Raw genomic sequence first — 12327 nt, 5'->3', positions numbered from 1 at the left:
GGGGTCAGCGTGGGGGGCGCAGTGTGAGCGTCTGGTCGGCGGCCTTCTTCACTGCGGCCGGGGTGAAGGGCCACGGGCGCGTCCTGCCCTCCGCCCACAGGTCGGTCTGGTCGGTGTAGTGCGCGTCGAACGCGTGACCGGACGCTCCCGTGAGATTGATCCACGTGCTCTTGTCGAAATCGGAGAGGTCGACGACCATCCGCATCGACGGCACGCGCTGCACCGCGAACCCGAGCGTCGCATCCCAGCCCGTCGCATCCACGACGCTGCTGCCGCCGCCCACGTGCCAGGGTCCACGGTTCAGCAGCGCCTCGATCGGGGCGACGCCGGACTCCCCGAGGCTCGCGTTCTTCAGCGTGAGCGTGTGAAGGCGATCCCAGCGCCATGACGACACGTCGCCGCCGAGCTGGTGTGTCGTCTCCTTCCATGCCTGGTCCGCCGCGTAGGCGATCATCGAGTCGCGGTCCGAGGTGCCGAGGTCCGAGTCCGCCCACCACGACGACTCGGGCTGCCCGAGCAGGGAGGCGACGACGGTGAACCAGCGGTCGCCGCCGGTCGGGGCGGTGGCCGCGGGGATCTTGCGGGCGAACATGTCGTGGAGCAGCTCCCGCCAGAACACCGCGAAGTAGGCGGCGGCCGCACTGTCCGCGTCGTCGCGGTAGTCCCAGTCGGCGAGGAGGCGCGCGGTCTGCTGCACGTCGGCCGACGCATCCGGCTTCTCCGCCACCGCGCGGATGACCGGGACGAGGTTCGCCGCGTTCGCGTCGTACGTGTCCGCCTGGATGGCCGACATGTCCTTCGACGTCAGCTTCTTCCCCTGCGCCAGCAGTGCGCTCAGCCGCACCTCGATCTGATTCGCGCGGTAGCCCTGATCCCAGTCGGCCGTGATCAGCTGAGGGAAGCCGGGCCCCACGGCGGCGTTGTTCGCCGTGACGATGTACCCGGCCGGCGGGTCGAACACCGACGGGAGCTGCTCGAACGGGAGGGTGCCCGTCCAGCCGTACCCGCTGCTCCAGCCGGGCATCGGCATCGTGCCGTCGCCACCGGAGCGGGTGGGGATGAGGCCGGGCGCCTGGTAGCCGATGTTGCCGTCCACATCGGCGTAGACGAGGTTCTGCGACGGCACCTGGAACTGCTGGGCCGCCGCCCGGAAGCTGGGCCAGTCGCGGGCCGTGTCGAAGGCGAAGATCGCGTTCGCCGTCGTGCCGGGGGTCAGCGCCGTCCAGGCCAGCGATAGCTGGAACTGCTGCGCGGGCACGCCGAGCTTGCCCGCCTGGTCCTTCGCGATCACGGCGTACGCATCGCCGATGTCCGTCACGATCGGGCCGTGCCGGGTCGACCGGACCGTGATCGTCACATCCTTGCCGCCGGCGACACGGATGCGCTCGGTGCGCTTCTCCAGCGGCACCTGCGTGCCGTCGTACTCGTAGGTGTCGCCGCTGACCTTCTCGACGAACAGGTCGGCGACATCCGGACCCAGGTTGGTGAACCCCCAGGAGATGCGGTCGTTGTGGCCGATGATGATGCCCGGGAAGCCGGAGAAGCTGAAGCCCGACACGTCGAACGGGCACTCCGGGCCCACCGTCGTGCAGTGCAGCCCCATCTGATACCAGACCGACGGGAGGGCGGCGCCGAGGTGCGGGTCGTTGGCGAGCAGCGGCTTGCCGCTCGCGGTGTGCGCCCCGCCGATCACCCACGAGTTGGATCCGATGCCGTCGCCGGCCGGGCCCATCAGCTGCGGGAGGGAGTCGACGCTCGCGGCCACCTGCTCCAGCTGCGACGCGTACGCAGAGGGCGAGGGCGCGGAGGCGTCCCCCGAGGACTGCTCCGGCTCGCCGGCGGCACCGGGCTCGGCATCGGGTGTGACGGTCCGCGGGTTCCCGCCGCCGAGGTCGGTGATCGTCGGGTGCCCGGTGTACGGGTACCCGGGATGGAGCTCGGCCACCTGCTCCGGCTTCAGCTTGGTCGCCAGCAGCGCGCGGTCGATCTCGTCCTCGAGGTTCGACCGGAGGTCCCACGCCATCGCCTTGAGCCACGCGATCGAGTCCGCAGGCGTCCAGGGCTCCGGCTTGTACGACGGATTCTGCAGGCCGAGGATGGCGTACTCCAGCGACAGTCCGGCGCCCGACCGCTGCTTCAGGTAGGCGTTCACGCCGTCCGCGTAGTCCTGGTAGTACCGCAGCGATGTCGGGTCGAGCAGCTTCACCTCCTGCTCGGCGACGCGACGCCAGCCGAGCGTGCGGATGAACGTGTCGGTCGGCACCTGGCTCGCGCCGAACATCTCCGACAGCCGGCCCGCGGTGACGTGACGGCGGAAGTCCATCTCCCAGAAGCGGTCCTGCGCGTGCACGTACCCCTGCGCGCGGAAGAGGTCGTCGGCGGTGGATGCGGACAGCTGCGGCACGCCGGCGTCGTCGCGGTACACCGTGACCGGCTTCGTGAGGCCCGGGATATCCACCGACCCGGCGGTCTGCGGGAACGAGCGCGTGATCGTCCACACGCCGATGCCCCCGGCGACGACGACCAGCACCAGGAGGACGGCGAGCACGCCGCCGATCACCCTCAGGACCCGATGGTGCCGCCTCAGTCGGGGGGTGTCGTCGCCCACGTCGCTCCTTCGTCGGCCGGTACCGCCGTCTCTGAAGGAGCGTATCCCTCCGAGATGACGTCGAGTCGTGGATGCGGCTCAGCGGCCGAGATCGCGCTCCGGCGAACCGACGTACAGCTGCTGCGGGCGGCCGATCTTCGTCTGCGGGTCGAGGTTCATCTCGCGCCAGTGCGCGATCCAGCCCGGCAGGCGGCCGATCGCGAAGAGCACGGTGAACATCCGCGTCGGGAAGCCCATCGCCTTGTAGATGACGCCCGTGTAGAAGTCGACGTTCGGGTACAGCTTGCGGTCGACGAAGTACTGGTCGGCCAACGCGACCTCTTCCAGCTCCTTCGCGATGTCGAGCAGCGGGTCGTGCACGCCGAGCGCCTCGAGCACCTCGTCGGCCGACTGCTTCACGAGCTTGGCACGGGGGTCGAAGTTCTTGTAGACGCGGTGACCGAAGCCCATCAGCTTGACGCCGGACTCCTTGTTCTTGACGCGCTCGACGAACTTCTGGACGCTCTCGCCCGAGTCGCGGATGCCGGCGAGCATCTGCAGAACGGCCTCGTTCGCTCCGCCGTGCAGCGGGCCGTAGAGGGCGTTGATGCCGGCGGAGACGGAGGCGAACAGGTTGGCCTGCGTCGAGCCGACCAGGCGGACGGTCGAGGTGGACGCGTTCTGCTCGTGGTCCTCGTGCAGGATGAGCAGGCGCTCGAGGGCCCGCGACAGCACCGGGTTCACCTCGTACGGCTCCGCGAGGGTGCCGAAGTTGAGGCGCAGGAAGTTGTCCACGAAGCTCAGCGAGTTGTCCGGGTACAGGAACGCCTGGCCCAGGCTCTTCTTGTGCGCATAGGCGGCGATCACCGGGAGCTTCGCGAGAAGCCGGATGGTCGAGAGCTCGATCTGCTCCGGGTCGTGGACGCTCAGCGAGTCCTGGTAGAAGGTCGACAGCGCCGACACCGCGCTCGACAGCACCGACATCGGGTGCGCGTCGTGCGGGAGGGCGTCGAAGAAGCGGCGCAGGTCCTCGTGCAGCAGCGTGTGGCGGCGGATGCGCTCGTCGAACTCCGCGAGCTCCGACGTCGACGGCAGCTCGCCGTGGATGAGCAGCCACGCCACCTCGAGGAACGTGGAGTTCTCGGCCAGCTGCTCGATCGGGTAGCCGCGGTAGCGCAGGATGCCCTGCTCGCCGTCGATGTAGGTGATCGACGAGCGCGTGGCAGCGGTGTTCACGAAGCCGTAGTCCAGGCTGGTCAGCCCGGTCTGCTTCGTCAGCGTCGAGAAATCGATGCTCGAGGCCCCGTCGACGCTCGGCCGGATCGGGAACTCGGCGACACCGCCCGGATAGGTCAGAGAGGCGGTCGCGAGTTCGGCCTCCGCTACGGCCTTCTCGGTGCCAGTGCTCTCGGTGCCGAGTCCGCTCACAACGCCTCCTGGTGGGTTAGTCGCCCATATGGGTGGTCAAAGGTGCGCGCCGATCGTGGCAGCGCTGCCCGGCGCCGTCCGCTCGACAGGCCGTGCCGGTACAGCCTAACGAACGCCGGCGACAACTGCGGCATCGGGCAAAGGGGCCGGCGACCCGTTAGAGGTTGTCTCCAAACGCCCGCAGCCGCTCCGCCGCTGCGGCCACCCGCTCGTCGGTCGCCGTGAGCGACAGGCGCACGTGCTCCGGGTAGAAGTCGCCGTAGAAGCGGCCGGGGCCGGCGAGGATGCCGAGGTCGGCGAGCCGTCCGATGCTCTCCCAGGCGTCGCGTCCCTCCGTCGCCCACAGGTAGAGGCCGCCCTCGCTGCGGTCGATGCGGAAGCCCGCGGCCTCGAGCGCCGGCTTCAGCAGGTCGCGACGGGATCGGTACAGCGCCTTCTGCGCCTCCACGTGCCGCTCGTCGCCGAGCGCTGTGACCATCGCGGCCTGCAGCGGTGCCGGCAGCATGAGGCCCGCGTGCTTCCTGACGTTGACGAGCCGCCCGATGATCGCGCTGCACCCCGCGACGAACGCCGCACGGTAGCCGGCGAGGTTCGACTGCTTGCTGAGCGAGTAGACCGCGAGGACGTTGCGGCGGTCCTGCCCGATGACCCGCGGGTCGAGGATGCTCGGAACGCGCTCCGCATCCCACGGCGCCTCCCAGCCCAGCTCGGCGTAGCACTCGTCGCTCGCGATGTACGCGCCCAGCTCGCGGGCGCGCGCAACGGCCGCGCGCAGCTCCGCGACCGAGAGGATGCGGCCGTCCGGGTTGCCGGGAGAATTCAGCCAGATGAGGCGCGTGCCCTCCGGCCACTCGGCCGGATCGTCGCTCGCGACGGCGGTCGCGCCGGCCATCGCCGCGCCGATCGCGTACGTCGGATACGCGGCGCGCGGATGCACCACGAAGTCGCCCTCGCCGAGGCCGAGCATGAACGGCAGCAGCGCGACGAGCTCCTTCGAGCCGATCGTCGGCAGCACGTTCTCGACGGTCAGCCCGCGGACGCCCCGCCTGCGGTGGAACCAGTCGACGATCGCCTCCCGCAGGGCGGGCGTCCCGACCGTCTGCGGGTACGCGTGCGCGTCCGTCGCGCTGGCGAGTGCCTCGCGGATGAGATCCGGCGTCGGGTCGACCGGCGAGCCGATCGACAGGTCGACGAGACCGTCCGCATGCGATCGCGCCCGCTCGGCGTACGGCGCCATCAGGTCCCAGGGGTAGTCAGGGAGCTCCTGCAGCGCCACGTCAGCGCTCCTTCGGCGGCGCGGCCATCGATGCCGTCATCGGTGCGCCGCGGCTCAGTGCGCCTGCGGCGGAAGCGCGGCGATCAGCGGGTGGTCCTTGGAGATCACACCCACCTTCGACGCTCCGCCGGGCGAGCCGATGTCGTCGAAGAACTCCACGTTCGCGCGGTAGTAGTCCTTCCACTCCTCGGGCAGGTCGTCCTCGTAGTAGATCGCCTCGACCGGGCAGACCGGCTCGCAGGCGCCGCAGTCGACGCACTCGTCGGGGTGGATGTACAGCGACCGTTCGCCCTCGTAGATGCAGTCGACCGGACACTCGTCGATACAGGCCCTGTCCTTCACATCGACGCACGGGAGAGCGATGACATAGGTCACAGTGGATCGGATCCCTTCAGGTGGAGCTGTCCCTCTAGCTTAGGCCGTCGCGGGCCGACTGCCGGGTCTTCACGTCGGGCCAGGCGATCACGATCGCCGCGATCAGGATGGGCCCCGCGAGCCAGATCTGGCCGGCGAGGTCGTTCTGGATGAGCACGGAGCCGCCCGCGCTCTGCTGCGCGAACAGGAGGATGACGGCGATGCAGCCCAGCGCCGCGAGCAGCGCGGGCAACCGGCTGTGACCGAGGAGGCGCAGGCCGACGAGCAGCGCAGTGAAGGCCAGCAGCGAGCCGATGAGCCCGAGCGGGATGGGGATCCCCCAGGTCACCGAGTACTGGTGGGCGACCGTCCCGATCGCCCCGAAGACCGCTCCCGCCAGCACGAGGAGGATGGCGCTGACGATCCGGCTGAGCATCCTCGCATCCTATCTGGACACTTCCAGGGCGGTGCTCTACGCTCGATTCAGTAAGGTTAGCCTTACCAATCACGAACCCTCCCCCGACGAAGGTCACCTGTGCTCGCGAACTACCTGATCGGCCTCCGCGAAGGCCTCGAGATGGCGCTCATCGTCACCATCCTGGTGGCCTACGTGGTCAAGCTCGGCCGCACCGAAGTGCTGTCGAAGCTCTGGATCGGCGTGGGAATCGCGCTCATCGTCCCGCTCGGGATCGGCGCCGTGCTCACCTGGGGCCCGTACGGCATGAGCTTCCAGGCGCAGGAGATCCTGGGCGGCTCCCTCTCGCTCGTCGCGGTCGGGTTCGTCACCTGGATGGTGTTCTGGATGGGCAAGACCGCCCGCAGCATGAAGTCCACCCTCCACAACCGGCTCGACTCCGCGCTCGTCGGCGCCGGCTGGGGCGTCGTGCTCCTCGCGATGCTGAGCGTCGGACGCGAAGGGATCGAGACCTCGCTCTTCGTCTGGGCGACGGTCGCGAGCACCGGCGGCAGCTGGGAGCCGGCCGTCGGCGCCCTCCTCGGCATCGCCACCGCCGCGGTGATCGGATTCCTGCTCTACCGCGGCATGGTGAAGATCAACCTCGGCAGGTTCTTCACCTGGACCGGCGCCTTCCTCGTCCTCGTCGCCGCCGGCGTGCTCGCCTACGGGCTCGGAGACCTGCAGGAGGCCGGCCTCCTCCCCGGCGGAGGCGTCCACGCGTACGACATCAGCCGCGCGATCCCCGCCTCCAGCTGGTACGGCACGCTGGCCGCCGGCATCCTGAACTTCAACCCGTCGCCGACCGCGCTGCAGGTCGCCGCCTGGTTCACCTACCTCGCGGTGGTCGGCTACTTCTACATCCGGCAGCACCGTTCCGCCGCACGACCAGCGCCGACGGCACCGGCCGCGGCCGCAGCGCCGCACGCGCCGATCGCGTCGTGACCCCCACTTCTTGATCCCTCACTGCACCACAAGAGAAAGAACAGCACACCCATGTCTCGACAGCGCCCGGTGACCCCCCGCACGCTCGCCTCCCGCTCGACCCGACGCCGCCTCACGGCCGTCGCCGGATCCCTCGCGGGGACCGCCGCCCTGGCCGCCGCGCTCACCGGCTGCGTCCCGAACCAGGCGACCGCCTCGGACGAGGCCATCGCGGTCACCCTGAGCGATGACAAGTGCACGGTGTCCACGAACACCGCGAAGGCCGGACCGATCACCTTCCAGGTGACCAACACCGGCACGGACGTGAACGAGTTCGAGCTGCTGGCCACCGACAAGCTGCGCATCGTCGGTGAGAAGGAGAACATCGGCCCGGGCACGACCGTCAACTACGTGGTCCAGCTCGCCGAGGGCGACTACTACTCGGCCTGCCGCAAGGGGATGGTGGGCGAGCCCGCGCACGTCGCGAAGTTCACCGTCGCACCCGGCACCGGCAAGACGGTCTCGCAGAGCGAGAGCAAGCAGGTGGCCCAGGCCGTCGCCAACTACACCGGCTATGTGAAGGACCAGGCCGGCGCACTGCTGACCGCGACCAAGACCTTCGCCACCGCCTACGCCGGCGGCGACGACGCTGCCGCTCGCGCACAGTACGCATCGGCGCGCTCCTTCTACGAGCGCATCGAGCCGACCGCCGAGCAGTTCGGCGACCTCGACCCCGCCCTCGACCTGCGCGAGGCCGACCTGGCCGAGGGCCAGGAGTGGACCGGCTGGCACCGCATCGAGAAGGACCTGTGGGCTCCCGCCGGGTACACGCCGTCCGATGCCGCAACGCGCACGCAGCTCGCCGACAAGCTCGTGACCGACACCCAGCGGCTGTACGACCTCGTCCACGCCAAGGACTTCACGCTCACCATCGACCAGATCTCCAACGGCGCCATCGGCCTGATGGAGGAGGTCGCCGGGTCGAAGATCACGGGCGAGGAGGAGGCCTTCTCGCACACGGACCTGCAGGACTTCCAGGCCAACCTCGAGGGCGCCCAGGTGGCCTACGGCGTCGTCCGCGACATCGCCGAGCAGAAGGGCAGCAACGGCAAGGACGTCGTCGCGAAGCTCGACGGCGAGTTCACGACCATCGAGAAGACGCTGGCCCAGTACCGCTCGGGAGACGGCTTCGTCAGCTACACGGAGCTCAGCACCGAGCAGGTCAAGGAGCTCTCCGACCAGGTCAACGCGCTCAGCGAACCGCTCAGCCACCTGACCTCGATCATCGTCAAGTAGGGCGCGTGACGCAGAACCACCACGACGCCGAGCGCCCGGAGGCCGACCAGGTCACCGGGCGCTCCGGCCTGTCCCGTCGAGGGATGCTCGGCCTCGCGGGCGCGACGGTCGGCGCCGGGCTCGTCGGCATCGGCGCGGGTGTCGCGGCCGACCGTGTCGTGGTCGGCGCGACCGCCGCATCCGCCACGACGTACCCGTTCTACGGCCCCCACCAGGCCGGCATCACCACACCTGCGCAGGACCGCCTCCACTTCGCCGCCTTCGACACCTCCCCCGGCCTCGACCGGGACGGGCTGATCGAGCTGCTGCACGACTGGACGGCCGCCGCCGCGCGGATGACGCAGGGGCGTCCCGCCGGCAAGTACGGCCCAGCATCCGGACCGATGGATGCTCCGCCGGACGACACCGGCGAGGCGCTCGACCTGCCGCCCGGCGGTCTGACGCTCACCTTCGGCTTCGGTCCGACGCTGTTCCGCACGGCGAGCGGCGAGGACCGGTTCGGGATCGCCTCCCGCCGCCCGGAGGCCCTTGTGGACCTGCCCCGGTTCCCGGGCGACGCGCTGCAGGAGTCGATCACCGGCGGCGACCTGTGCGTACAGGCGTGCAGCGACGACCCGCAGGTGGCTGTGCACGCCATCCGCAACCTCTCCCGCATCGCCTTCGGGCGCGCGGCGATCCGCTGGTCGCAGCTCGGCTTCGGCCGCACGTCGTCGACCTCCCGCGCCCAGGTGACCCCGCGCAACCTGTTCGGCTTCAAGGACGGCACCGCCAACATCAAGTCCGAGGACCAGACCGTGGTCGAGGACCAGGTGTGGGCCTCCGGGGGCGACGGTGCCGGGTGGATGGCCGGGGGCTCCTATCTCGTCGCCCGCAAGATCCGCATGGTCATCGAGACCTGGGACCGCCAGCAGCTCGGCGAGCAGGAGCGCATCATCGGCCGCGACAAGGGCGAGGGTGCGCCGCTCTCCGGTGGCACCGAGTTCAGCGACCCCAACTTCCTGGCGCTGGCGAAGGACGGCGGCACGAAGATCGACCCCGACTCGCACGTGCGGCTCGCGCATCCCACGATGAACAGCGGCGCGCAGCTGCTCCGTCGCGGCTACAACTTCGTCGATGGCAACGACGAGCTGGGCCGCCTCAACGCCGGCCTGTTCTTCATCGCTTTCCAGCGGGATCCGCGGAAGCAGTTCATCCCGATCCAGCAGCGCCTGGCGCAGAACGACCTGATGAACGAGTACGTCCGCCACGTCGGCTCCGGCGTGTTCGCCGTGCCACCCGGTGCGAAAGAGGGCTCCTACGTGGGAGCCGGGCTCTTCGCCTAGCCGCTTCGCTCAGCCGGCCGACGGCGTCGGGCTCGGCGTTCCGCCCTTCGACACCGAGTAGTTGGCGACCCACCCGTTGTTGCCCGCATCCGTCACGACCACGAGCACGCCGTACGTGCCGTTGCTGAATGTGCCGGTGCCGCCCCCGTTCGGGCCGCGGGTGCCGAACTGACCGGAGAAGCCGGCGTCGGTGAGCTGCTTCTCGATCGCGGTGTAGGCGTCGCCGTTCTCGACCTTGACGGTCACGTTCCACACCTTGTCGGCGCCGGAACCGAGGCCCGCGCCGAACACGACCTCGCCATCGGCGAGCGGGACCTCCTTCGGGAAGTCCGACGGGACGGATGTCCCGCCCAGGTCGACGTTGCCGCCCGACACATCCTTCACGACGCCCTGGAAGCTGCACGCGGTCAGCGCGGGAGCGGCGCCCAGCAGCAGGACGGCAGCGAGGGGCAGGGCGACGAGGCGGCGTTTCATGCTGCCATTCTCCCGGATGACCGCCCGGCTCTGGCTAGGCAGTGCCGTCGGCGGCCATCCGGAGGACGCAACGCGCCGCTCTGGCTGAGCCAGAACGGCGCGTTGCGACCCCTCGGTGAGCGGCGCAGGTCAGACGGCTGCGGCGTCCTGGCGCTTGAGGCGGGCGGCGGCGCGGCCGCGGGCGGTCGCATCCAGCTCAACCTTGCGGATGCGCACGGCCTCCGGCGTCACCTCGACGCATTCGTCGTCGCGGGCAAACTCGAGCGACTCCTCGAGGGTCAGCTGGCGGCTCGGCGTCATCGACTCGAACGTGTCGGCCGTGGAGGAGCGCATGTTGGTGAGCTTCTTCTCCTTGGTGATGTTCACGTCCATGTCGTCGGCGCGCGAGTTCTCGCCGATGACCATGCCCTCGTAGACCTCCTCCGTCGGATTGACGAAGAACGTCATGCGCTCCTGGAGCGCGATGATGGCGAACGGCGTCACGACGCCCGCGCGGTCGGCCACGATCGAGCCGTTGCTGCGGGTCACGATGTGACCGGCCCACTCGTCGTAGCCGTGCGAGATCGCGTTCGCGATGCCGGTGCCGCGGGTGGTGGTGAGGAACTCGGTGCGGAAGCCGATCAGGCCGCGCGACGGGACGATGAACTCCATGCGGACCCAGCCGGTGCCGTGGTTCGCCATGTTCTCCATGCGGCCCTTGCGGGCGGCGAGCAGCTGCGTGATGGCGCCCAGGTACTCCTCCGGCGCGTCGATGGTCAGGTGCTCGAACGGCTCGTAGGTCTTGCCGTCGATCTTCTTGGTGACGACCTGCGGCTTGCCGACGGTGAGCTCGTAGCCCTCGCGGCGCATCTGCTCGACGAGGATGGCCAGCGCCAGTTCACCGCGGCCCTGCACCTCCCACGCGTCGGGACGGCCGATGTCGAGGACGCGGAGCGAGACGTTACCGACCAGCTCGCGGTCGAGGCGGTCCTTGACCATGCGCGCGGTCAGCTTGTGACCCTTCACCTTGCCGACGAGCGGCGAGGTGTTGGTGCCGATGGTCATGGAGATCGCGGGCTCGTCGACGTGGATGGCGGGAAGCGGACGCACGTCGTCCGGGTCGGCCAGGGTGTCACCGATCATGATGTCGGCGAAACCGGCGACGGCGACGATGTCGCCGGGGCCGGCGGACTCGGCCGGGTAGCGGTCGAGCGCCTTCGTGATCAGCAGCTCGGTCACGCGGACGTTGTGCACGTCGCCGTCGTGACGGACCCAAGCGACGGTCTGACCCTTCTTGAGGGTGCCGTTGAAGATGCGGAGCAGCGCGAGACGGCCGAGGAACGGCGACGCGTCGAGGTTGGTCACGTGCGCCTGCAGCGGGGCCTCGGGGTCGTAGCTCGGCGCCGGGATGTGCTCCAGGATCGCCTCGAACAGCGGCTCGAGGTCGTCGTTGTCGGGCAGCTCGCCGTTCGCGGGCTTGTTGCGGCTCGCAGCGCCGGCGCGGCCGGACGCGTACACGACGGGGACGTCGAGGATCGCGTCGAGGTCGAGGTCCGGGACATCGTCGGAGAGGTCGCTCGCGAGGCCGAGTAGGAGGTCCTGGCTCTCGCCGACGACCTCGTCGATGCGGGCGTCACCGCGGTCGGTCTTGTTGACCGCGAGGATGACGGGGAGCTTGGCCTCGAGCGCCTTGCGCAGCACGAAGCGGGTCTGGGGCAGCGGGCCCTCGGACGCATCCACCAGCAGCACGACGCCGTCGACCATGGAGAGGCCGCGCTCGACCTCGCCGCCGAAGTCGGCGTGGCCCGGGGTGTCGATCACGTTGATGGTGATCGGGCCGTTCGGGGCGTGCTTGCCCTTGTACGAGATCGCCGTGTTCTTGGCGAGGATGGTGATGCCCTTCTCGCGCTCCAGCTCGTTCGAGTCCATCGCGCGCTCCTCGACGTGCGCGTGCGCGTCGAAGGAGTTCGTCTGCTTGAGCATGGCGTCGACCAGCGTGGTCTTGCCGTGGTCGACGTGGGCGACGATCGCGACATTTCGCAGATCATCGCGGCGGGCGACGGCGTTCTCGGACATGCGTACAGACTCGACTCTCGTCAGAAGGAAGAAGGGGAACGGTCCATTCTATCGTGGATCCGCTCCCCTTCTCCTGTGTCCGCTGTCAGCGAGCCCTTCAGCCCTGCGAAACGGAGGACATTCGCGGGGTCGCCGCCGCCCACACCTCCCTTCGTGC

At 69.6% G+C, this 12327-nt stretch carries 10 protein-coding genes; 3 read left to right on the top strand and 7 right to left on the bottom strand.

The genetic code is table 11. The features are described 5' to 3' along the window. Positions 1-4 precede the first annotated feature (4 nt). From ACF1AJ_RS01700 to ACF1AJ_RS01680, 5 genes are all read right to left on the bottom strand, one after another. Complete coding sequence (locus ACF1AJ_RS01700; RefSeq protein ID WP_391505871.1) at positions 5-2608, bottom strand: penicillin acylase family protein; 2604 nt, start codon at positions 2606-2608, stop codon at positions 5-7. Between the two features lie 78 nt (positions 2609-2686). Continuing rightward, positions 2687-4015 (bottom strand): citrate synthase, encoded by a 1329-nt coding sequence (locus tag ACF1AJ_RS01695; protein ID WP_089876435.1) that lies wholly within the window; start codon positions 4013-4015, stop codon positions 2687-2689. Positions 4016-4172: 157 nt separating this feature from the next. Next, a complete protein-coding gene (gene dapC / locus ACF1AJ_RS01690; protein WP_391505870.1) occupies positions 4173-5291 on the bottom strand; it encodes a succinyldiaminopimelate transaminase in 1119 nt (372 codons plus the stop codon). A gap of 54 nt (positions 5292-5345) precedes the next feature. Continuing rightward, a complete protein-coding gene (fdxA, locus tag ACF1AJ_RS01685) occupies positions 5346-5666 on the bottom strand; it encodes a ferredoxin (protein ID WP_018191484.1) in 321 nt (106 codons plus the stop codon). Positions 5667-5700: 34 nt separating this feature from the next. Beyond that, positions 5701-6081 (bottom strand): hypothetical protein, encoded by a 381-nt coding sequence (locus ACF1AJ_RS01680; protein WP_391505869.1) that lies wholly within the window; start codon positions 6079-6081, stop codon positions 5701-5703. A 99-nt stretch (positions 6082-6180) separates the two neighbouring features. Here ACF1AJ_RS01680 and efeU point away from each other — a divergent pair, with 99 nt between their 5' ends. From efeU to efeB, 3 genes are read left to right on the top strand one after another with little or no spacing between them, the layout of a single operon-like run. Next, the gene (gene efeU / locus ACF1AJ_RS01675) at positions 6181-7044 is read left to right on the top strand and encodes an iron uptake transporter permease EfeU (protein ID WP_391505868.1); all 864 of its coding nucleotides are present in this window, start codon (positions 6181-6183) and stop codon (positions 7042-7044) included. A 51-nt stretch (positions 7045-7095) separates the two neighbouring features. Next, entirely contained in the window at positions 7096-8319 is a 1224-nt protein-coding gene (efeO, locus tag ACF1AJ_RS01670; protein ID WP_391505867.1) for an iron uptake system protein EfeO, read from the top strand. A gap of 5 nt (positions 8320-8324) precedes the next feature. Further along, the gene (gene efeB / locus ACF1AJ_RS01665; protein WP_391505866.1) at positions 8325-9641 is read left to right on the top strand and encodes an iron uptake transporter deferrochelatase/peroxidase subunit; all 1317 of its coding nucleotides are present in this window, start codon (positions 8325-8327) and stop codon (positions 9639-9641) included. Positions 9642-9650: 9 nt separating this feature from the next. Here efeB and ACF1AJ_RS01660 read toward each other — a convergent pair whose 3' ends face one another. After that, positions 9651-10115, bottom strand: a complete 465-nt coding sequence (locus ACF1AJ_RS01660) for a hypothetical protein (RefSeq protein WP_391505865.1) — start codon at positions 10113-10115, stop codon at positions 9651-9653. Between the two features lie 129 nt (positions 10116-10244). Then, the gene (gene typA, locus ACF1AJ_RS01655; protein ID WP_018191490.1) at positions 10245-12170 is read right to left on the bottom strand and encodes a translational GTPase TypA; all 1926 of its coding nucleotides are present in this window, start codon (positions 12168-12170) and stop codon (positions 10245-10247) included. Positions 12171-12327: the final 157 nt, after the last annotated feature.

Source organism: Leifsonia sp. NPDC014704, assembly GCF_043083605.1.
Classification (GTDB): Bacteria; Actinomycetota; Actinomycetes; order Actinomycetales; family Microbacteriaceae; genus Leifsonia.
Note: the sequence above shows the minus strand (reverse complement) of the source record. Positions and strands in the feature narration are given on the sequence as shown.

Excerpts from the sequence above, each read along its gene's own strand:
- ACF1AJ_RS01680 (WP_391505869.1), bottom strand. The coding sequence starts at position 6,081 with ATGCTCAGCCGGATCGTCAGCGCCATCCTCCTCGTGCTGGCGGGAGCG.
- efeO (WP_391505867.1), top strand. The coding sequence starts at position 7,096 with ATGTCTCGACAGCGCCCGGTGACCCCCCGCACGCTCGCCTCCCGCTCG.
- ACF1AJ_RS01660 (WP_391505865.1), bottom strand. The coding sequence starts at position 10,115 with ATGAAACGCCGCCTCGTCGCCCTGCCCCTCGCTGCCGTCCTGCTGCTG.
- typA (WP_018191490.1), bottom strand. The coding sequence starts at position 12,170 with ATGTCCGAGAACGCCGTCGCCCGCCGCGATGATCTGCGAAATGTCGCG.